The 19,599-nt window shown below is 62.7% G+C and carries 20 protein-coding genes; 7 read left to right on the top strand and 13 right to left on the bottom strand.

The window, feature by feature from the left end; all coding sequences use genetic code 11:
- Positions 1 to 7: 7 nt before the first annotated feature.
- Positions 8 to 1,354, bottom strand: coding sequence for a TldD/PmbA family protein (locus tag GH983_RS03025; protein WP_153761577.1), 1,347 nt, complete (start codon positions 1,352 to 1,354; stop codon positions 8 to 10).
- Positions 1,355 to 1,490: 136 nt separating this feature from the next.
- Between GH983_RS03025 and GH983_RS03020 the strand changes: the two genes are divergently transcribed.
- On the top strand, positions 1,491 to 3,299 hold the full coding sequence (locus GH983_RS03020) for a monovalent cation:proton antiporter-2 (CPA2) family protein (protein ID WP_153761576.1): 1,809 nt from the start codon (positions 1,491 to 1,493) through the stop codon (positions 3,297 to 3,299).
- A 3-nt stretch (positions 3,300 to 3,302) separates the two neighbouring features.
- Here GH983_RS03020 and GH983_RS03015 read toward each other — a convergent pair whose 3' ends face one another.
- The 3 genes from GH983_RS03015 to GH983_RS03005 are packed head-to-tail and all read right to left on the bottom strand — an operon-like array spanning position 3,303 to position 6,809.
- Positions 3,303 to 4,178 carry a patatin-like phospholipase family protein gene (locus GH983_RS03015; protein ID WP_153761575.1) on the bottom strand — a complete coding sequence of 292 codons (876 nt, stop codon included), beginning with the start codon at positions 4,176 to 4,178 and terminating at the stop codon, positions 3,303 to 3,305.
- Between the two features lie 27 nt (positions 4,179 to 4,205).
- The gene (gene rsmD, locus GH983_RS03010; RefSeq protein WP_153761574.1) at positions 4,206 to 4,766 is read right to left on the bottom strand and encodes a 16S rRNA (guanine(966)-N(2))-methyltransferase RsmD; all 561 of its coding nucleotides are present in this window, start codon (positions 4,764 to 4,766) and stop codon (positions 4,206 to 4,208) included.
- Positions 4,767 to 4,772: 6 nt separating this feature from the next.
- The gene (locus tag GH983_RS03005; RefSeq protein WP_153761573.1) at positions 4,773 to 6,809 is read right to left on the bottom strand and encodes a pseudouridine synthase; all 2,037 of its coding nucleotides are present in this window, start codon (positions 6,807 to 6,809) and stop codon (positions 4,773 to 4,775) included.
- A gap of 69 nt (positions 6,810 to 6,878) precedes the next feature.
- Here GH983_RS03005 and GH983_RS03000 point away from each other — a divergent pair, with 69 nt between their 5' ends.
- Positions 6,879 to 7,331 carry a nucleoside deaminase gene (locus GH983_RS03000; protein WP_153761572.1) on the top strand — a complete coding sequence of 151 codons (453 nt, stop codon included), beginning with the start codon at positions 6,879 to 6,881 and terminating at the stop codon, positions 7,329 to 7,331.
- Positions 7,331 to 7,651 carry a hypothetical protein gene (locus tag GH983_RS02995; protein ID WP_153761571.1) on the top strand — a complete coding sequence of 107 codons (321 nt, stop codon included), beginning with the start codon at positions 7,331 to 7,333 and terminating at the stop codon, positions 7,649 to 7,651. The genes GH983_RS03000 and GH983_RS02995 overlap by 1 nt, the downstream gene beginning before the upstream one ends.
- A gap of 7 nt (positions 7,652 to 7,658) precedes the next feature.
- On the opposite strand, the gene GH983_RS02990 is transcribed toward GH983_RS02995, so the two are convergent.
- The 3 genes from GH983_RS02990 to ileS form a co-directional block, all read right to left on the bottom strand.
- Complete coding sequence (locus GH983_RS02990) at positions 7,659 to 8,141, bottom strand: GNAT family N-acetyltransferase (RefSeq protein ID WP_153761570.1); 483 nt, start codon at positions 8,139 to 8,141, stop codon at positions 7,659 to 7,661.
- 68 nt (positions 8,142 to 8,209) lie between these two features.
- Entirely contained in the window at positions 8,210 to 8,842 is a 633-nt protein-coding gene (locus tag GH983_RS02985) for a hypothetical protein (RefSeq protein WP_069042053.1), read from the bottom strand.
- 147 nt (positions 8,843 to 8,989) lie between these two features.
- Positions 8,990 to 11,896, bottom strand: coding sequence for an isoleucine--tRNA ligase (ileS, locus tag GH983_RS02980; protein WP_153761569.1), 2,907 nt, complete (start codon positions 11,894 to 11,896; stop codon positions 8,990 to 8,992).
- Between the two features lie 317 nt (positions 11,897 to 12,213).
- Between ileS and GH983_RS02975 the strand changes: the two genes are divergently transcribed.
- Both GH983_RS02975 and GH983_RS02970 read left to right on the top strand, forming a co-directional pair.
- Complete coding sequence (locus tag GH983_RS02975) at positions 12,214 to 12,498, top strand: hypothetical protein (RefSeq protein ID WP_153761568.1); 285 nt, start codon at positions 12,214 to 12,216, stop codon at positions 12,496 to 12,498.
- Complete coding sequence (locus tag GH983_RS02970; RefSeq protein ID WP_069042056.1) at positions 12,495 to 12,782, top strand: type II toxin-antitoxin system RelE/ParE family toxin; 288 nt, start codon at positions 12,495 to 12,497, stop codon at positions 12,780 to 12,782. The genes GH983_RS02975 and GH983_RS02970 overlap by 4 nt, the downstream gene beginning before the upstream one ends.
- Before the next feature lie 15 nt (positions 12,783 to 12,797).
- Here GH983_RS02970 and GH983_RS02965 read toward each other — a convergent pair whose 3' ends face one another.
- The 6 genes from GH983_RS02965 to chrA all read right to left on the bottom strand — a co-directional run bounded on the left by GH983_RS02965 (position 12,798) and on the right by chrA (position 17,427).
- Positions 12,798 to 13,037 carry a BrnA antitoxin family protein gene (locus GH983_RS02965; RefSeq protein WP_054148807.1) on the bottom strand — a complete coding sequence of 80 codons (240 nt, stop codon included), beginning with the start codon at positions 13,035 to 13,037 and terminating at the stop codon, positions 12,798 to 12,800.
- A gap of 101 nt (positions 13,038 to 13,138) precedes the next feature.
- Entirely contained in the window at positions 13,139 to 13,585 is a 447-nt protein-coding gene (locus GH983_RS02960) for a DUF6691 family protein (protein WP_153761567.1), read from the bottom strand.
- Complete coding sequence (locus GH983_RS02955; protein ID WP_054148976.1) at positions 13,585 to 14,013, bottom strand: YeeE/YedE family protein; 429 nt, start codon at positions 14,011 to 14,013, stop codon at positions 13,585 to 13,587. The genes GH983_RS02960 and GH983_RS02955 overlap by 1 nt, the downstream gene beginning before the upstream one ends.
- 106 nt (positions 14,014 to 14,119) lie before the next feature.
- Entirely contained in the window at positions 14,120 to 15,100 is a 981-nt protein-coding gene (locus tag GH983_RS02950) for a bifunctional riboflavin kinase/FAD synthetase (RefSeq protein ID WP_153761566.1), read from the bottom strand.
- Between the two features lie 13 nt (positions 15,101 to 15,113).
- Entirely contained in the window at positions 15,114 to 15,962 is an 849-nt protein-coding gene (locus GH983_RS02945; protein ID WP_153761565.1) for a TIGR01459 family HAD-type hydrolase, read from the bottom strand.
- A gap of 109 nt (positions 15,963 to 16,071) precedes the next feature.
- On the bottom strand, positions 16,072 to 17,427 hold the full coding sequence (gene chrA / locus GH983_RS02940) for a chromate efflux transporter (protein WP_069042061.1): 1,356 nt from the start codon (positions 17,425 to 17,427) through the stop codon (positions 16,072 to 16,074).
- A 151-nt stretch (positions 17,428 to 17,578) separates the two neighbouring features.
- Between chrA and groES the strand changes: the two genes are divergently transcribed.
- Positions 17,579 to 17,875 carry a co-chaperone GroES gene (gene groES / locus GH983_RS02935; protein ID WP_054148802.1) on the top strand — a complete coding sequence of 99 codons (297 nt, stop codon included), beginning with the start codon at positions 17,579 to 17,581 and terminating at the stop codon, positions 17,873 to 17,875.
- Positions 17,876 to 17,944: 69 nt separating this feature from the next.
- Entirely contained in the window at positions 17,945 to 19,585 is a 1,641-nt protein-coding gene (gene groL, locus GH983_RS02930; protein WP_054148801.1) for a chaperonin GroEL, read from the top strand.
- Positions 19,586 to 19,599: the final 14 nt, after the last annotated feature.

Below are 19,599 nucleotides of genomic sequence, written 5' to 3'. Positions count from 1 at the left end.
CTTTAGATCAGGTTCCGGCAAGGGTCATGCCCTCGATGGCAAGTGTGGGAGCTGCGACACCGAACTTGCGGTCGATGTCATTGGCCACCGTGATCCGCATGAACATGTCCTTCAGATTGGACGCTATCGTGATCTCGGAGACCGGATAAGTGAGTTCGCCGTTCTCGATCCAGAAGCCGCTCGCACCACGGCTGTATTCGCCGGTGATCATATCGACGCCACTGCCGATCATATCGGTGATGTAGAGACCCGTGCCGACGCTGCGGATCAGTTCATCAGGCGAAATGTCGCCAGGCTCCAGGGCGAGATTGGTTGAAGACGGCGAGACCGAAGTGCCGCCGCGTACGCCACGGCCATTGGTCTTGAGGCCAAGCTCCCGAGCGGCAGACGAGGACAGGAACCAGTGTTTCAGCACACCGTCCTCGATCATCGTTAGCGGCTTGCCCGAAATGCCTTCGCCATCAAAGGGGCGCGACGAGGAGCCGCGGACCTTCAGCGGATCATCGGTGATGTTGAGGCCTGCCTTCAGGACTTGTTGGCCCATCTTGTCACGCAGGAAGGAGGTCTTGCGGGCGACCGACGCACCATTGATGGCGCCGGCGATCGTGCCCGCGAAGCCTCTCGCGACGCGCGGGTCGAAGACGACGGTGAGGTTGGAGGCGGTCGGCACCTGGCGCGGGTTCAGCCGCCGGATCGCGCGCTCGGCGGCGCGGCGACCGATTTCTTCCGGGCTGAGGAGATCGGCGAAATAGAGGCGGCTGTCGAAATCGTGGTCGCGCTCCATCTTGGTCCCCTCGCCGGCGATGACGCCAACCGAGCGGGAGAAGCGCGAGCCGGCATAGCTGCCGGAAAAGCCATGTGAGGTGACGAGCACGAGGCCACCCATGCCGGCCGAGGCTCCGGCGCCCAGAGAATTGCTGACGCCGCTGACCGAACGGGCCGCTTCTTCCATGGCGAGTGCGCTTTCGCGCAACTGGTCGCCGGAAACTTCCGTCTCATCAAAGAGCTGCAGGTCGGGAATATCACGGGCAAGATCGCTCTCGTCGGCGAGACCGGCAAAGGGATCTTCCGGCGAGACCTTGGCCATCGCGACGGCGCGTTCGGCGAGTGCCTTGAGGTCGAAGCCCGGATTGGCCGACACGCTTGCCACCTGGCGACCGATGAAGACACGCAGCGAAAAATCGTCACTCTCGGATGCTTCGGTCGACTCGACCTTGCCGAGCCGGACGCTGACTCCCTTGGAACGGGAGCGTACGACGACCGCATCTGCCTTGTCGGCCCCTGCCTTGACGGCGAGGTCGACGAGTTGCTCGGCGCGTTCGAGGAGGTTGGCGGAATCGATTTGATTGGGCATAGGTTGGCCTTTCCTTCACGCTCCATTTATTGTGCCTGTGAAGGGGCATCAAGGGTGGATCGGGCTTTTCCGTTCACGAGCCCGGCATAGGTCCATTTCAGGTCAGCCAGATCCGACAAACGAGGAGACAGAAATCTTGGCCAGCGCAACCGAAGCACTGTTCGCCCAACCCCTGCTGCTCCTCGGAGGGGCTGTCATTGCAGCCCCGATCTTCCGCAAGCTCGGGCTTGGGACCGTGCTCGGCTATCTCGCCGCCGGCGTGGTGATCGGCCCGGTCCTGCACCTGATCGGAGGCTCGGGAGAAATCCTGGCGGTCGCCGAACTTGGCGTCGTACTCCTGCTCTTCATCATCGGACTGGAACTGAAGCCCAGCCGACTGTGGCACATGCGGCGCGATATTTTCGGGCTGGGGACAAGCCAGGTCGTGCTCACGGGCCTCCTGCTGACGGCGCTGGTCTATGCGGCAGGCCTGCTTGACTGGCGCGGCGCGTTGGTTGCCGGCTTCGGCCTCGCGCTATCGTCGACCGCCTTTGCGCTGCAATTGCTCGAAGACTATGGCGACATGAACAGCCGCTACGGGCAGCGATCCTTCTCCATCCTGCTCTTCCAGGACCTCGCCATCGTGCCGCTGCTGGCCATGGTCACTATCCTCAGCTCCCAGGGTGGCGAGGCGCAGCAATCTCCGCTGATCGAAATCGGGATCGCGATCGGCGCGGTGATCGGCATGATCCTGGCCGGGCGCTACCTGCTCACACCCATGTTCCAGATCATCGCGCGGACGGGTGCGCGCGAGGTGATGATCGCGGCAGCGCTCTTCGTTGTTCTCGGATCGGCCTATTTGATGCAGGTGGCAGGCCTTTCGATGGCCATGGGCGCCTTCCTCGCCGGCGTGATGCTGGCCGAGTCTTCCTATCGCCACGAGCTGGAGGCCGATATCGAGCCCTTCCGAGGACTGCTGCTGGCGCTCTTCTTCATCGCTGTCGGCCTGTCGATGGAGTTGCAGGTCATCGTCGACAATCTGGTCCTGATTGCCATTGCGGTACCGGTGCTGATGGCGGTGAAGGCGCTGGTGATCTACGCGATCTGCCGCGCTTCGGGCTCGTCGCGCAACGATGCGATCCGTATCGGCATGTTGTTGCCGCAAGGTGGCGAGTTCGGTTTCGTGCTCTTCACCACGGCTGCGGCCGCCGGCCTCTTTTCGGGCGCGCAGTCATCCCTGCTCATTTCCATCGTCACCCTGTCCATGGCCCTCACACCGTTGACGGCGCTCATCGGCCAACGCCTGCTGGCTCGCGAGACATCGGACAAGGAGGAGATGGACGAGGATTTCGAAGGTGCCGGATCGGATGTGCTGATGGTCGGCTTCTCCCGCTTCGGTCAGATCGCCGCGCAAATCCTGCTTGCGAGCGGGCGGGACGTGACCATTCTCGACGACAGTCCGGATCGGGTGCGCCAGGCGGCAACCTTCGGCTTCCGGATCTATTTCGGCGACGGCACGCGCTTGGACATGCTGCGGGCGGCCGGGATCGAAAAGGCGAAGATTGTCGCCGTTTGTACCCACAGGAAGGATATCACCGACAAGATCGTCGATCTCATCCGCTCCGAATATCCCGATGTGCGCCTTTTTGTACGGTCCTATGACCGCATCCACAGCCTGGAACTGCGGGCCCGAGACGTGGAATACGAGCTGCGTGAAACCTTCGAGTCCGGTCTGCTCTTCGGGCGCCGGACACTGCAAGGTCTCGGCGCCACGGAAGACGAGGCCTATGAGATCGGCGAGGACATCCGACGCCGCGACGAGGAGCGCTTAAGGCTTCAGGCGCAGGAAGGCATCCTCGCGGGCCGGGAACTCATGCACAAGCGACCGGTCAAGCCGGAGCCGCTGATCAAGCCGAAGAAGCAGATCCACGCCGTCGAAGACGAAGAAAAGTCCCCGGCTGCCTGATCCTCACCGGCGGACAAAATCCTCGATGCGGGCGGAAAGATCTCGCTTCAGCGGCTCCTTCATGCGGTCGCAGATTTCAAGGATCTGCCGGGCCTTGAAGAAATCGAGGACCTTGTAGCTGTTGACCTCCGGCCGGATATAGATGTCCGGCTGGCAGATCTTCATCTTCAGCGTGATATGCGACTGCATCATCAGCTGCGATGCCCCGAAGAGACTGTCGATACGGTTCGGCATCAGCGAACCATCGCCTTCCGGCGCGCCGATCACATCAATAGCGACCATGATGTCGACCTTGCCGACGAGGTGGTCGTAAGGCACCGGATTGAAGATGCCGCCGTCGATCATCAGGCGGCCACCGATAGTGACGGGAGCAAAGAGCGCGGGAATGGCGGCCGAGGCAGATAGCGCCTCGTGAAGATCGCCCTCGGTTCGGACCAGTTCGCACTGGCCGTAATAATCGGTGGCGATGACGGTCAGCGGTAGCCGCAGCTCCGCAAAGTTCTCGGGGATCTCAGGCGGCAGGAAGGCGCGCAAAAGCCGCGGCAGGTTGAACTGCCCGAGGCGGACGCCACCGAGCGCCCGAATGCTTGCCGGGCGCATGCCCCAGAAGCGGTTGAGCACAAGGCCCCTGTTGTCGGCAAGTTCGAGCGTATAGTCCCTGATGTCGCGGCCGCTCATGCCGGCGGCATAACCGGCGCCGAGGATTGCGCCCATGGAGGAGCCGGCGATCAGCGTTGGCTTAATGCCGAGTTCGTCGAAGACTTCGAGCACCGGGATATGGGCAAAGCCGCGCGCGCCCCCTGCCCCGAGTGCCAGACCGATGGTCGGGTCGGCCTTGACAGCTTCGGAGGGAATGGGCGTTTCGGCGACGAGATCCATGGGCTGAGCCTTTTTCCGCTGAGGGGATCAGGACTGCCTATAGGAAAAGAAGTACATTTTCGTGTCACCGAAAGTCCGCTCCTCGATGAAGGCGAAAACCGGGTCGACAGAAACCTGAACATCGGCGCGCTCTTCGAGGATGACGAGAGCATCTTTCGCCAGCCAGCCGCCCAGATGGGCCGAAAGCAGCGCCTTCTCACCCAGCCCCTTGCCATAGGGTGGATCAGCAAAAACCAGTTCGAAGGGTTCGATGTTGTTGGATGGGCCGAGATCGGTGGCGTCGCGTCTCAACATGCGGGCGCGGCCATGCAGGCCGAACGCATCGATATTCTCCCAGAGCAGGCTGCGACCCTCGACGCTGTTTTCGACGAAAAGCGCCGACTTGCAGCCGCGCGACAGCGCCTCGATGCCGACAGCACCGGTGCCGGCAAAGAGATCGAGGATGCGGGTGCCATCGAGCACGCCCGGATGGGCATGCGCGAGGATGTTGAACAGGCTTTCCCGCGTCCGATCGACGGTCGGCCGGATGTCATTCGACTTCGGCGTGGCCAGGTTACGGCCACGAAACTGACCGCCGACGATGCGCATGACGGCTTACCTCTTGCCCTTGGGGGCGCCCGTGCGGGGACCGGAGGGCTTGCCACCCGGGCCGCCGGAGCGTGGGCCACCTGCAGGGCGTCCGCCCGGCTTGCCGCCGAAGCTTTTGCCGCCACCAGGCTTGCCGCCAAATGACTTGCCAGCAGGTTTGCCAGCCGGCTTGCCGAAGGACTTGCCAGCGGGCCGATCACCAAAGGGACGATCGCCCGCAGGTCTCGCGCCGCGCGGCTTGTCACTAAAAGGCCTGTCGCCGGCCGGACGCTCGCCCCGGGGGCGATCATCACGGGGACGGTCATCACGCGGTCTGGCGTCACGAGGGCGGTCATCACGGGCGCGGTCTGGCGTGAACCGTTCCGTACGCGGACGATCCGGTTTGTCGCCGAAAGGTTTGCGAGGACCACGATCGCCAAAATCCTTGCGAGGTCCGCGGTCGCCGAAGTCCTTGCGCGGACCTCGATCTGCACCCTCGCGACGTGGACCGCCGGGCGCGCCTTCGCGGCGAGGGCCGCGGTCTTCGCCTTCACGACGCGGTGCGCGCTCGGCGCGATCGCCGAAATCGCGCTTGGGGCCGCGATCCGCCCCCTCACGACGAGGTGCACGATCATCACCGTTGCGGCGGGGCGCACGCGCGCCAAAACCACCGGGCTTTGCACCACGATCACCACCGCGACCGCCGGGCTTCTGATCCGGGCCGTCGGCGCGGATCCAATCGCCCTCCTCGTCCCGGGCGCGGGTAATCTGAACAGTGGACGTCGGACGATCGTCGAAGCGTTCGGCAGGCTTTGCGCCGCGCGGATCGGGCTTGCGACGGGCAGCCGCTGCTGCCGCCTTCTCGCCGAGCGGACGAGCGCCAGGCGCCATCCAGACATTGGCGGTGCGGCCCTTGGTGTTGCCTGCCGGGCGCTTCGGCTTGTCGGAGAACTTGTCGCCTGTTTTTGCACCCTCGTCGCGGCGGGTGTCGAGGCGTCCGAGTACCTTCTCGCGGCGGTCGCCCTTGTCGGACCAGTCTTTCGGCGCGCGCTTCTTTTCGGCCGGACGCTCGTCGCGGCCCCAGTCGGGCTTCGCTTCGCGCGCAGGCTTTCTAGCAGGAGCTTCTTCCTCGTCCGTCTCAACGCCGTGGGCATAGATCGGAGCGTCGAAATTGGCCTTTGATTCCTCGATCAGGCGCGGGCCCAGCTGGTCGCGCAACATGCGGCCGCGGACTTCGAGCACCTTGCCTTCCGGGAGGTCGCCAAGCTGGAAGGGGCCGTAGGAGATGCGGATCAGGCGGTTGACCTCGAGACCGAGTGCGCCGAGCACGTTCTTGATCTCGCGGTTCTTGCCTTCGCGCAGACCCATCGTGATCCAGACATTGTGGCCCTGCTTGCGGTCGAGGGTCGCATCGATCGCGCCGTAGAGCACGCCATCGACGGCAATGCCTTCCTTCAGCGCATCCAATGCCGGCTGGTCGACCTCACCATAGGCGCGCACGCGGTAACGGCGCAGCCAGCCGGTCGTCGGAAGTTCGAGCACGCGGGCAAGGCCCCCGTCATTGGTCAGCAGCAGCAGCCCCTCGGTGTTGATATCGAGGCGGCCGATCGACATGACGCGCGGCAGCTCTTCCGGCAGGTTCTCGAAGACTGTCGGGCGGCCTTCCGGATCGGAATTGGTGGTCACCAGGCCGGCTGGCTTGTGATAGAGCCAGAGGCGCGTGCGCTCGATGCCGCGGATCGGCTGGCCATCCACCTCGATCGTGTCGGCAAGCGTGGCGTTGTGGACCGGGGTCTCCAGCACCTTGCCGTTCACGGAAACGCGGCCTTCCATGATCATGCGCTCGATATCACGGCGCGACGCGACGCCGGCGCGGGCGAGCAGCTTGGAAATGCGTTCGGGCTTCATCGTCTCTTCGCCGGCGGGCGCATCGGCGCGCGGCGCGCGGGCGGGCTTGTCTGCGGCGGCTGCGGACGGCTTGGCTGACGGTTTTCTGGTTTGCGGCTTGCCGCTGCGGTCGGAGGACTGTGCCCCCGGACGCCTGGACTTGTCTTTGAATGTCATTTGTTGTTTGCCTGTGGTTTGGGCTGTCGTATCAGGTCGCGCGGCTCTGGTTAAGTGGAAAGTTCGTGCATGGGGAAGACAAACGGCTTCATGAAGGCGGCCTTCGAGGAGGCGCGTGCGGCCGGCGCGCGCGGCGAGGTTCCAATCGGCGCCGTGGTGGTGCGCGACGGCGAGATCCTCGGGCGGGCTGGCAATGAGTCCCGGGCGCTCAGCGACGTGACCGCTCACGCCGAAATCCTCGCCATTCGCCGCGCCGCAGCTGCCGTCGGCGACGAGCGTCTCATCGAAGCCGATCTATACGTCACGCTCGAGCCCTGCACGATGTGTGCGGCCGCGATCTCCTTTGCTCGAATTCGCCGACTTTATTATGCCGCGCAGGATATCAAGGGCGGCGGTGTCGAGAACGGCGTGCGCTTTTACCAGCAGCCGACATGCCACCATATTCCGGAGGTCTATTCCGGCATTCGCGAAAGCGAGGCCGCGGACCTGTTGCGCAGCTTCTTTCAGGACAGAAGAGATTGATGATCTATGTCGTGCTTCCCGTTTCGATTGCGGCCATGGCTGGTATCGCGATCTGGGCCTATCGCAACGTCGCTCCCGATGCCGAGCGGCTGCCGATGCAGTGGTCTGTGCGCGGCGAGATCAACTGGCGGGCGCCGCGCCTGATTGCGATCGCGGTAACCCCGCTGCTGATGCTGACACTGATCGTCGCGATTTTCATCTTCTCGCGCCATGATCATGCCGAGCGGAACCTGGCACTCCTGTGGATCTCCTTCCTGGGGCCGGCGCTTCAGGCCCTGCACATGGCATTGGTGGCGCGGAAGGCCGAGAACGGGGAGTGAGCCAACCTCACTCGGCGCCGGCAAAGGCTTTCAGCTTGTCGCCGGCCAGGCGGTAGCGGATCCATTCGTTCTGCGGCTCGGCACCGACAGCGTCGTAGACGCGAATGGCAGGTTCGTTCCAGTCGAGCACGCTCCATTCGAAGCGGCCGCAGCCTTTCGCCACCGCAACCTTTGCCAAATGCCGGAGCAGAAGCTTGCCGGCGCCTGATCCGCGGTGATCGGGCGAAACATAGAGATCCTCAAGATAGAGGCCATTCTTCGCCTGCCAGGTGGAATAGCTGTAGAACCAGACGGCGAAACCCGCCGGGCGTCCATCATGCTCCAGAATCACCGCTTCGGTGACCGAGCCCTCGCCGAAGATCGAGGCGCGGATCGTTTCCTCCGTCGCCTCCACCTCATGGCCCGCCTTTTCATAGACGGCAAGTTCGGTGATGAAGCCGAGAATGATCGCGGCATCGTCTGGAGTTGCTGGACGGATGGTAAAGGACATGGGTCTACCTCAAGCAAAAGGGCAGGTCGTTTCCGCCCTGCCCTGAAATTCACGATGTCGGAGAAAACTTACTGGAAGGGCATCCACCAGGAGCTGCCCTGACGCGCTGCCTTGGCTTCGGCCTTGCGGCGCTTTTCCTTCTTCAGTTCCGGCTCGCCCAGATCGCTCAGAGCCACGTCCTGGGTCTGACGATATTCGGTCGGCGGATCGGAGAGAAGACGACGCTGGTCGATATAGGCGCCCTTCTGCAGCGCGCGCGCATCACGGAAGGCCTGCCATTTCTGGGTCTCGGTCATCGTGCCGGCCGTGCCGTAACCGGCAAGCAACGGCGAGCGATAACGCGGGTTGTCGGCATTGGCGTCGGCCTCGGCAACGAGACGTTCGCGGGCCTCTTCCGGCGATTCAACCCATTCAGGATTATTCTCGCGGCTGGCAACCGACTGCTGCGGCGCGACGAGCCCGGCCGTCTGCGCACCACCCGGCGGCAGCACGAGATCCGGACGCGGATTGTACTTGGTGCCCTTGTTGGCAGGCTCGCGCGGCGCGAGCGACACGGCCGAGCCGACGTCGTCCACCAGCTGCTCCATCGCCGTCTTGTCGGTGCCATAGGTCGGGCTGCCCACGCAGCCGGACAAGCCTGCCGTGACGCCGAAGAGGCCAACCAGACCGAGGCCAACTCTGAACAGATATGCCGAATTCATGAATGCCTACCAGCCTCGCCGCAGTTTCATCAGTCATGCCGAATGCTCGCGACCAGCCCTGCCGGTCGATTTCGGCCAATTTCAGGCAGTTTTACCGGATGACCCGCAAAAGCGCAAATCATCCGGTCACATTTCCTCAATCTGCCCTTATCGGGCCGCCTGAGCGAGCTCGCGCAGCGCCTGAGCATCACGGGCCGAGACGTCAGGATAGTCAGGATCGGAACCGACATCCCTAGTGATCTTCCAGGAGCGGGCGCACTTGGTGCCTTCGGCAAGCTTCGGCTCAACAGCGACCTTGGTGCCATCGTCCAGACGGAAGGCTTGATCAGGGCCTTCACCCGAGACAACCTGGATATCCGAGGTGATGCAGATCTCGGCGAAGTCGAGACCGTCGAGCGCCTTCAGGAGCTCGGCATCCGCCACATGGACGACCGGGGCTGCTTCCAGCGAGGAGCCGATGCGCTTTTCCTTGCGCTCGATTTCCAGGGCACCAGTGACGACACGACGGACGGCGCGAACGCCCTTCCACTTTTCGGCAACCGCCTCGTTCGACCAGTCGGACGGAACCGTCGGGAACTGTTCGAGGTGGACGGACTCAGCGTTCGGGTCACGCGATAGCCAGGCCTCTTCGGTGGTGAAGGGCATCATCGGCGCAAACCACAGAACCAGGCAGTCGAACAGCTTGCGGATGACGAAGAGGGCCGAGCGGCGCTTCAGGCTGGACGGGGCGTCGCAATAGAGCGTGTCCTTGCGGATGTCGAAGTAGAAGGCCGAGAGCTCGACATTGGCAAAGTCGCTGAGAGCGCGGACGATGCGCTTGAAGTCGAATTCGTCGTAACCCTTGCGGACGACCTGATCGAGCTCGGACAAGCGATGCAGCATCAGCTTTTCGAGTTCCGGCAGGTCGGCATAGGCGATCTCGTCGCCATGGTCGTGGGCGAGCGTGCCGAGCATCCAACGAACAGTGTTGCGGATCTTGCGGTAGCTGTCGATATTGGTCTGGATGATCGTCTTGCCGAGGCGCTGGTCTTCCCAATAGTCGGTGTTCATCACCCAGAGGCGCAGGATATCGGCGCCGGACTGGCTCATGACTTCCTGCGGCGTCACCGTGTTGCCGAGCGACTTCGACATTTTGCGGCCGTCTTCCGCCATCGTGAACCCGTGGGTCACAACGGCATTGTAAGGCGCGCGGCCGCGGGTGGCGCAGCTTTCCAGCAGCGAGGAATGGAACCAGCCGCGATGCTGGTCGGAGCCTTCCAGATAGACGTCGGCCGGCCATTTCAGGTCCGGGCGATCTTCGAGCGTGAAGGTGTGGGTCGAGCCCGAGTCGAACCAGACGTCGAGGATGTCAGTGACCATCTGCCACTTTTCGCCGTCATGCTCGCCGGCCAGGAAACGGTCCTTGGCGCCTTCGGCAAACCAGGCATCGGCACCTTCGACTTCAAAGGCTTCGAGGATGCGGGCGTTGACCTTCTCATCCTGCAGCACATTGCCTTCGGCATCGGCGAAGACGCAGATCGGCACGCCCCATGCTCTTTGACGAGAAAGAACCCAATCCGGGCGCTGCTCGATCATGGCGCGCAGGCGGTTCTGGCCGCCGGCGGGGACAAAGCGGGTCTGGTCGATGGCCGAGAGCGCGCGGGTGCGCAGCGTCGTGCCGTCGGCGAGGTCCTTGTCCATATAGACGAACCACTGGGGCGTGTTGCGGAAGATGACCGGCTTCTTGGAGCGCCAGGAATGCGGGTATTCGTGCTTGATGCGGCCACGGGCAAAGAGGTTGTTCGCCTTGATGAGAGCGTCCATGACGCGCTTATTGGCGTCGCCCTTCTTGCCGTTGTCGTCGAGCACGCGGGCAGCACCACCTTCGGCCGAGGGGCCGAAACCGGGGGCGTCTTCGGTGTAGAAGCCGGCGTCATCGACCGGGAACGGGATCTTGACGTCGATGCCACGGGCTTCGAGCGCGCGGACGTTCGCCATCCAGGCTTCAAAGTCTTCGCGACCATGCGAGGGCGCCGTGTGGACGAAACCGGTACCGGCGTCATCGGTGACGTGGTCGCCGTCGAGCATGGGGACGGCGAAGGTGTAGCCCAAATCGGCCAGCGGGTGGGCGCAGGTGATCGCGCCGAGTTCGCCGCCGGTGACATCGCGGACCAGTTTGAAGGTCACCTTGGCCTTGGTTGCTGCATCTTCGGCGAGGCGCTTGGCGAAGATCAGCTTTTCGCCCGGCTGTGGGCCGAAGTCGTTGGTGGCTTCCGTGATCTCGTAGAGACCGTATTCGATCTTCGAGGAGTAGGAGATCGCGCGGTTGCCCGGGATGGTCCAGGGTGTGGTCGTCCAGATGACGACGGAGGCGGATTTCAGCTCGTCAGCGCCTTCAACCACTGGGAACTTCACCCAGATCGTGTCGCTCTCGACCTCGGCATATTCCACTTCGGCTTCGGCGAGAGCCGTGCGCTCGACGACCGACCACATGATCGGCTTGGAGCCGCGATAGAGCTGGCCGGACATGGCGATCTTCAACAGTTCGCCGGCGATGCGTGCTTCCGAATGGAAGGCCATGGTGGTGTAGGGATTGTCGAAGTCACCCTCGATGCCGAGACGGCGGAACTCGTCCGACTGGATGTTGATCCAGCCTTGCGCAAACTCTCGGCATTCCCGACGGAATTCGTTGACCGGGACCTCGTTCTTGTCCTTGCCCTTCTCGCGATACTTTTCCTCGATCTTCCACTCGATCGGCAGGCCGTGGCAGTCCCAGCCGGGTACGTAGTTGCTATCGAAGCCGCGCATCTGGAAGGAGCGGGTGATGACGTCCTTCAGCACCTTGTTCAGCGCATGACCGATATGGATGTTGCCGTTGGCATAGGGAGGGCCGTCATGCAGGACGAATTTCTCGCGGCCGGCGGCGGATGCGCGCAGGCGCTTGTAGAGACCCATCTGCTTCCACTTCGCCGCCACTTCCGGCTCCTTCTGGGGAAGGCCGGCGCGCATCGGGAATTCGGTTTCGGGCAGATAGAGGGTCTTGGAGTAGTCGGGTTTCTCAGGGGTATCGGTCATGGATCAGCCATCGAATGGGGCGACCTCAAGCGGTCGCAAAATTATGTCATGGATTGGCGGCAAGCGGGCGCTAAGGCTTTCTAACCCAACGCCAAAAACCCGGACCTTCCCGCAGCTCTTCAAGCCGCCGGGAGGGCCGGGCCAATAATTCGAATGATCCGGGCCGCCGAAAGATACGTCATGGCCGCGTTCTTTAGGGGTTTTTCGCGCCAAAAGGAAGGGGCAAGATGGGCGAGATGGACAGGTCGACGGGACATGCCTAGACTGTGTTCATCACCCCATGTCAGCGGGCCACACAGGATCAGGGCGGAGATGGCATGACACGCAAAGCGCAGCTCCAGGTCCACCTAGACGCCAAGCTCGCCAGTGATTTTGCTGCTGCGGTCACAACCGCACAGACGTCGGAAAGCGAAGTTCTGCGGGAAATGGTGCAGGATTATGTCGAACGGCAGAAGGTCGACAGCAACTATCGTCAATTTTTGGAGGCCAAGGTTGCGCGTGGTCGCGACGAAGTGGCAGCAGGAGAGGCCGTCGCGGCGGACGATGCCGAGCGGATGTTTGCGGAGCGCAGGGACCTGGCTCTCAAAGCGAGCCGCTCATGATCGTTCGATGGACGCGCCAGGCCATTCGTGACCGCGCTTCCATCTTCGACTACCTCGTGGCGAAGAATCCGCTGGCCGCACTGTCCATCGACCACAGCTTCGAACAGGCTGCCATCCAGCTTGGCCAATTTCCCCATGCCGGCAAAATCGGCCTGATCCCTGGCACCCGCGAACTTCTGCCGCATCCCAGCTATCGTCTCATTTATGAGGTGACTAACGGCCAGCTGGCCATCCTCGCGATCGTCCATACCTCACGGCAGTGGCCACCGACTGGCCGCGACTGACGCAAACCGCCGCTTTTACTCGCTGCCGTCTGCCTCGATGACCGCACGCAAGGCATCGTTGATGCGGTCCTGCCAGCCGGGGCCGTCCTTCTGGAAATGGGCGAGCACTGCGCTGTCGAGCTTGATCGAGACGAGTTCTTTGACGTCCGGTGCCGAGCGGCGCTCGACCACCGGGGCTGCCGGCTTTTTCACGGGTTTGAACAGGGCCTCGGCCGCATCCTTCGGGTTCACGGGTCTGCGCGGCGTCATGGCCATAGGGTGCCTTTCGGGCTGTCTGAAGTGATTTGCTGGGCCGCACTAGGCTTTAATGTGTGCCAGGCGTCAAGCCGTAATGGCCGACTTGCCATCTGGCCCTCTCAGCCCGAACGTCCGACCGCTTCGGCAAAAAAATCTGCCCTGGCAAGCCTTCGGGCGATCAGAATGCCGACGAGCAGGGCGGCCACGAAGATGGCGGCCGAGGCGTGGCCGAAGCCGAGTGCGGGGATCGAGGCGCCGGGGCAAAAGCCGGCAATGCCCCAGCCAATGCCGAAGACGGCCGAGCCGCCGATTAGCCGCGCATCGATCGCCTTTGCCTTGGGCAGGCGAAAGCTCTGGTCGAAGAGCGGCTTCTCGCGCATCCGGAACAGGATCGCATAGCCGGGGGCGGCAACAGAGAGAGCACCGGCCATGACGAAGGCGAGGCTCGGGTCGAAGCTGCCAGCGAAGTCGAAGAAGTTCAGCACCTTGGCGGGGTTCGCCATGCCGGAAAGGGCGATGCCCGTTCCGAAGAGGGCACCGATGAGGAAGACCAGGAGCAAACGCATCAGATCGCGCCTCCAAAGACGTGACGGATGACGAAGACGGTGAGCACAGCGAATGCCATGAAGGTGGCGGTTGCTGCGATGGAGCGACGCGACAGGCGCGCCATGCCGCAAATGCCGTGGCCCGAGGTGCAGCCGGAGCCGAAGGTGACGCCGATGCCAGCAATGAGGCCGCCGATCACGAGAGCCGTGGTCGAAACCGGAACCGAATACTCGACCTCGTAACCGCCGAGCGTCAGGGCAAGCGGCGCAAGAATTGCCCCGGCGAGAAAGGCGGCCTTCCACGACCAGTCGGAACCGAGCGGCGGCAGGATGCCGCCGATGATGGCGGTCATGCCGGCAATCCGGCCCCAGGTGAGCATCAAGAGGAGCGCCGAGAGGCCGATCAGCAGACCACCGGCAAAGGACATCAGGGGGGTGAATTCGGTCAAGATAAACTCCGGAATTGCCGTTTCGAGACGGGACATCAATCACATAGACGCATCCATATGTGAGGCAATACCGGGCGGCAATTCAAATCGGCGAGACCGAGTTGCCTCAGAACGCGATGGCGGCGTCGAGGGCGCCAATTGGCTTGACGCCTGAGAGCAGCGCCATCGCCTCGTCCGCATCCTTGCGGATCTGTGCCACCAGCGGATCAAGCCCATCGAACTTCCATTCGTCGCGCAGGAAGCCGAAGAGCGAGACCGAACAGATCTCACCGTAGAGATCGCCGGCGAAATCGAAGACGAAGGTTTCGAGCCAGGGGTCACCATTGCTGGTGACGGTCGGGCGATAGCCGAAGCTTGCGACGCCATCACGAATGATGCCATCGGGACGGCGGAAACGGACGGCGTAGATGCCGGGCTTGAGCGTTGCTTCCGGCGGGAGATGCATGTTGGCTGTCGGGAAGCCGAGCGTGCGGCCGAGCTGCTGGCCCTTCATGATTTCCGCCTCGACCGTATAGCGATAGCCGAGGAGACCGGCCGCCTGGGCGACATCGCCGTCGGCGATAAGGCCGCGGATGCGGCTTGAGGAAATGACCTCGGTTCCCTCGTCGCGGAAGGCATCGACTAGACAGACACCAAAACCATGACGACTGCCGGCCTGCATGAGATAAGCGGGGCCGCCTTCCCTGCCCTTGCCGAAATGGAAATCGAAGCCGGTCACGACTTCTTTTGCACCCAGCCAGTCGCCCAGGATCGACTGGACGAAATCCTCGGCCGAGCGCTGCGAGAACTCACGGTCGAAGGGATATTCGATCACCGAATGGAAGCCCATGGCTTCCAGGATGCGGGCGCGAAGAGGCGGCGGCGTCAGACGGAAGACCGGCTTGTCGGGGTTGAAGACAGTGCGCGGATGCGGCTCGAAGGTGAGGACCAAGGCGGGAACGCCAAGCGCTTCCGCGCGCTCCAGCGCACGGCTCAAGACTGCCTGATGACCGCGATGCACGCCATCGAAATTGCCGATTGCGACCACGCCACCGCGCAGGGCTGATGGCAGCGGTTCTTTCTTCTCATTGCGGTGAAAGACGGTCATCGCAGGTCCCGCCTCATGCCAGCCTGTGCATCCAGTATTGCGGCGCGACCTTCTCGCGGTCGAGGAAGAGCTTGAGCCGGGCCTCGTCGGTCACGTTGTTCGTCGCGTAGTCGGCGGCGTGGATGCCGCCCGAGATGTAGAGAAGGTCGAGGCCTGCATCCACCGCGCCCTTGACGTCGGTCGGCATGCCGTCGCCGATGGCGAGCACGCGGGACTTGTCGAAATCCCCGCGAGCTTCGCGGGCAGCCGCCAGCGTCGCGTCATAAATCGGGCTGTGGGGCTTGCCGGCAATGCGGGTCTCGCCGCCGAGTGCGGTGTAGAAGGCAGCGACTGCGCCAGCGCAAGGGATGATGCGGTGGCCACGCTCGACCACGAGATCGGGATTGGCGCAGATAAACGGCACCTTGCGGGCGACGAAGGCGGTCAGCATGTCGCGGTAATCTTCCGGCGTCTCGACTTCATCGTCGAAGAAACCGGTGCAGACGACGCAATCGGCTTCTTCCTTTGACACCACCTCGACGTCGAGACCGTCGAAGAGCGGCATGTCACGCTCGGGGCCGAGCAGGAAAACCTTCTTCGGGCCGGCGGCAATCAGTGTCCGGGTCACGTCACCCGAGGTGACGATGCGGTCATAGGCGGTATCCGGCACGCCGATGGCGCGCAATTGCGGGATGACGCCGATGGCCGGTCGGGGCGAGTTGGTGATCAGCACCACCGTCAGCCCCTTTTCGCGCGCCGCCGTCAGCGCTTCGCCGGCAAGCGGAAAGGCATCGATGCCGTTGTGCAGCACGCCCCAGACATCACAGAGAATGACGTCATAGGAGCCGGTCACGTCGCCGAGGGTGGAAATGCTGCGGGTCATCGTTTGTCCTGACTGGTCAAAGTGTGACCGGTGACATGGCAAAGGACGGGCGGCAAGGCAAGGGGCAAGCGTGATGGAGATCGAAATTGCTCCGGCTTCTCGCCCCGCTTCAGAGCAGGAAACGCGCCGCAAGGCCAAGCGCTGCGGCGGCCAGAAGCGTCTTGCCGATGCCAAGGTGGAAGCGGAAGATCATCACTGCAGAGAGGACGGCGATGACCAATGCCTGCCAGTCGAGGGTCGACCAGACGGGTTGGGGTACCGATAGCGTGAGTGGTCCGAAACTGGCGATCTTGGTCGGTTCCACCTGCATGAAGATCACGTGCAGCGCGAACCAGACCGCCAGGTTGAGGATGACGCCGACCACGGCAGCGGTGATGGCGGAGAGCGCTGCGCTGAGGAGCCGATTGCCGCGCAGTCGCTCGATGTAGGGGGCGCCGGCGAAGATCCAGATGAAGCTTGGGATGAAGGTGGCCCAGGCGGCGATCAGGCCGCCGAGGAGACCGCCAATCAACGGGTCGAGCCCGCCGCTTTCGCGGAAGCCGGCGAGAAAGCCGACATAGGAGAGCACGAGCACCAGCGGTCCTGGCGTCGTTTCCGCCAGCGCCAGGCCATCGAGCATTTCGCCGGGTTTCAGCCAGGCATAGTGATCGACGGCGACCTGGGCGACATAGGCGAGCACAGCATAGGCGCCGCCGAAGGTGACGAGCGCCATCTTGGAGAAGAAGCTCTGGATTTCGGGAAGTGCCGTTTCCGGCAGCAGCAGCCACAGAAGTGGCAGGGGTGCGAGCCAGACGGCGACCCAGAAGAGGAGCGTTGCGAGTTGGCTGAACAGAGGCGGACGGACGCCAATCTCTTGCGAGTTCTCTTCCGCCGCAGATGACGCGCCCCGCGCATGGAGCAGGCCGATCAGGGCAGCCGCAAGCACGACGAGGGGGAACGGCACCGAGAAGAGGAAAAGGGCAAGGAATGCACCTGCGGCCAGCCATCGGTGGAAGCTTGTCTTCAGGGCCCGCTTGCCGATGCGGATGACGGCTTCCACGACGATTGCAAGCACTGCGGCCTTCAGGCCGAAGAACAGGCCGGCGACAAGGCTCGCCTCCTGATAGAGCGCATAGAGCGTCGAGAGGCCGAGGATGACGGCGAGGCCTGGCAGAACGAAAAGAAGGCCGGCAACGATGCCGCCGCGCACGCCATGCAAGAGCCAGCCGATATAGGTGGCGAGCTGCTGGGCTTCGGGGCCAGGCAGGAGCATGCAGTAGTTCAGGGCATGGAGATAACGGGCCTCGTCGACCCAACGTTTTTCCTCGACGCAGATTTTATGCATCAGCGCGATCTGCGCCGCCGGGCCGCCGAAGGACATCAGGCCGATGCGGGCAAAGGCGGAGACGAGCTCTGAGAAAGAAGGCGAAAGTGGAGGATCGATGGCCGCACTGCTTGTGTGAATGTCGGTGGATTTCGCCGGCATGCAGCAGTCCCTTTTTTCACGAGCGAGCTTGACTCGTCCGCAGGCTGTTCTTATCTCAGCCTCGTTGGCACTCTCCAGGGGGGAGTGCTAACAAATTCCGATGCGATGCCCTCCAGGGATCGCGAGTGTCATTTGATCGAGGGATTAGACAATGGCAAGCACCAATTTCCGTCCGCTGCACGACCGCGTTGTAGTCAAGCGCGTCGAGTCCGAAGAAAAGACCAAGGGCGGCATCATCATTCCTGACACTGCCAAGGAAAAGCCGGCTGAAGGCGAAGTCATCGCTGTTGGCCCGGGCGCCCGCGACGAAAGCGGCAAGCAGGTTGCTCTCGACGTCAAGGTCGGCGACCGCGTCCTGTTCGGCAAGTGGTCCGGCACCGAGGTCAAGCTCGATGGCGTCGACCTGCTGATCATGAAGGAAGCCGACATCATGGGCGTCATCGGCTGATTTCAGCGCGATCACCCCTCTTCCTTTTTAACCAAGTCAACAATGGGCTAGAAGCCCGGGAGTTTGAACATGGCTGCTAAAGAAATCAAGTTTGGCCGCACCGCGCGCGAAAAGATGCTGCATGGCGTCGACATCCTCGCAGACGCCGTGAAGGTAACGCTCGGCCCAAAGGGTCGTAACGTCATCATCGACAAGTCCTTCGGCGCACCGCGCATCACCAAGGACGGTGTATCGGTTGCCAAGGAAATCGAACTGGAAGACAAGTTCGAGAACATGGGCGCCCAGATGGTCCGCGAAGTTGCTTCGAAGACCAACGACATCGCCGGCGACGGCACCACGACCGCAACCGTTCTTGCCCAGGCCATCGTTCGCGAAGGCAACAAGGCCGTTGCTGCCGGCATGAACCCGATGGACCTGAAGCGCGGTATCGATCTGGCCGTTCTCGAAGTCGTCAAGGACCTTCAGGCCAAGGCCAAGAAGATCTCGACTTCGGAAGAAGTTGCCCAGGTCGGCACGATCTCGGCAAACGGCGATACGCAGGTCGGCAAAGACATTGCCGAAGCCATGCAGAAGGTCGGCAACGAAGGCGTTATCACCGTCGAAGAAGCCAAGACCGCTGAAACCGAACTCGAAGTCGTCGAAGGCATGCAGTTCGACCGCGGCTACCTGTCGCCCTACTTCGTGACCAACCCGGAAAAGATGGTCGCCGATCTCGACGACGCCTACATCCTGCTGCACGAAAAGAAGCTCTCGAACCTCCAGGCCATGCTGCCGGTTCTCGAAGCCGTCGTTCAGACCGGCAAGCCGCTCGTCATCATCGCTGAAGACGTCGAAGGCGAAGCTCTTGCTACGCTCGTCGTCAACAAGCTGCGTGGCGGCCTGAAGATCGCTGCCGTCAAGGCTCCTGGCTTCGGCGATCGCCGCAAGGCCATGCTGGAAGACATCGCCATCCTGTCGGGCGGCACTGTCATCTCGGAAGACCTCGGCATCAAGCTCGAGTCTGTCACCCTCGACATGCTCGGCCGCGCCAAGAAGGTCTCGATCACCAAGGAAAACACCACGATCGTTGATGGTGCTGGCCAGAAGTCGGACATCGAAGGCCGCGTCGCCCAGATCAAGGCGCAGATCGAAGAAACCTCTTCGGACTACGACCGCGAAAAGCTGCAGGAACGCCTTGCCAAGCTCGCTGGTGGCGTTGCCGTCATCCGCGTTGGCGGCTCGACCGAGATCGAAGTCAAGGAACGCAAGGACCGCATCGATGACGCGCTGAACGCAACGCGCGCTGCCGTTCAGGAAGGCATCGTACCGGGCGGTGGTACCGCTCTGCTGCGTTCTTCCACGAAGATCACCGTCAAGGGTGCAAACGACGACCAGGAAGCCGGCATCAACATCGTTCGCCGCGCGCTCCAGTCGCTGGTTCGCCAGATCGCCACCAACGCTGGTGACGAAGCTTCGATCATCGTCGGCAAGATCCTCGACAAGAACGAAGAGAACTACGGCTACAACGCCCAGACCGGCGAATTCGGCGACATGATCGCCATGGGTATCGTCGATCCGGTCAAGGTTGTCCGTACGGCTCTGCAGAACGCAGCTTCGGTTGCTTCGCTGCTGATCACGACCGAAGCCATGATTGCCGAGCTTCCGAAGAAGGAATCTGCTGGCGGCATGCCGGGCGGCATGGGCGGTATGGGCGGCATGGACATGATGTAAGACCCATCCGGTCT

The sequence above is a fragment of the Agrobacterium sp. MA01 genome, assembly GCF_009650195.1.
In the GTDB taxonomy this organism is placed as follows: Bacteria; Pseudomonadota; Alphaproteobacteria; order Rhizobiales; family Rhizobiaceae; genus Allorhizobium.
Note: the sequence above shows the minus strand (reverse complement) of the source record. Positions and strands in the feature narration are given on the sequence as shown.

Coding starts and splice junctions, on each gene's coding strand:
- groL (WP_054148801.1), top strand. CDS start 17,945: ATGGCTGCTAAAGAAATCAAGTTTGGCCGCACCGCGCGCGAAAAGATG.
- GH983_RS03005 (WP_153761573.1), bottom strand. CDS start 6,809: ATGACATTCAAAGACAAGTCCAGGCGTCCGGGGGCACAGTCCTCCGAC.
- GH983_RS02970 (WP_069042056.1), top strand. CDS start 12,495: ATGATCGTTCGATGGACGCGCCAGGCCATTCGTGACCGCGCTTCCATC.
- GH983_RS02960 (WP_153761567.1), bottom strand. CDS start 13,585: ATGCGTTTGCTCCTGGTCTTCCTCATCGGTGCCCTCTTCGGAACGGGC.
- GH983_RS03015 (WP_153761575.1), bottom strand. CDS start 4,178: ATGGATCTCGTCGCCGAAACGCCCATTCCCTCCGAAGCTGTCAAGGCC.
- GH983_RS02975 (WP_153761568.1), top strand. CDS start 12,214: ATGACACGCAAAGCGCAGCTCCAGGTCCACCTAGACGCCAAGCTCGCC.
- GH983_RS03025 (WP_153761577.1), bottom strand. CDS start 1,354: ATGCCCAATCAAATCGATTCCGCCAACCTCCTCGAACGCGCCGAGCAA.
- GH983_RS02985 (WP_069042053.1), bottom strand. CDS start 8,842: ATGAATTCGGCATATCTGTTCAGAGTTGGCCTCGGTCTGGTTGGCCTC.
- rsmD (WP_153761574.1), bottom strand. CDS start 4,766: ATGCGCATCGTCGGCGGTCAGTTTCGTGGCCGTAACCTGGCCACGCCG.
- GH983_RS03000 (WP_153761572.1), top strand. CDS start 6,879: ATGGGGAAGACAAACGGCTTCATGAAGGCGGCCTTCGAGGAGGCGCGT.
- GH983_RS02990 (WP_153761570.1), bottom strand. CDS start 8,141: ATGTCCTTTACCATCCGTCCAGCAACTCCAGACGATGCCGCGATCATT.
- GH983_RS02965 (WP_054148807.1), bottom strand. CDS start 13,037: ATGGCCATGACGCCGCGCAGACCCGTGAACCCGAAGGATGCGGCCGAG.
- chrA (WP_069042061.1), bottom strand. CDS start 17,427: ATGCCGGCGAAATCCACCGACATTCACACAAGCAGTGCGGCCATCGAT.
- groES (WP_054148802.1), top strand. CDS start 17,579: ATGGCAAGCACCAATTTCCGTCCGCTGCACGACCGCGTTGTAGTCAAG.
- ileS (WP_153761569.1), bottom strand. CDS start 11,896: ATGACCGATACCCCTGAGAAACCCGACTACTCCAAGACCCTCTATCTG.
- GH983_RS02995 (WP_153761571.1), top strand. CDS start 7,331: ATGATCTATGTCGTGCTTCCCGTTTCGATTGCGGCCATGGCTGGTATC.
- GH983_RS02945 (WP_153761565.1), bottom strand. CDS start 15,962: ATGACCCGCAGCATTTCCACCCTCGGCGACGTGACCGGCTCCTATGAC.
- GH983_RS02950 (WP_153761566.1), bottom strand. CDS start 15,100: ATGACCGTCTTTCACCGCAATGAGAAGAAAGAACCGCTGCCATCAGCC.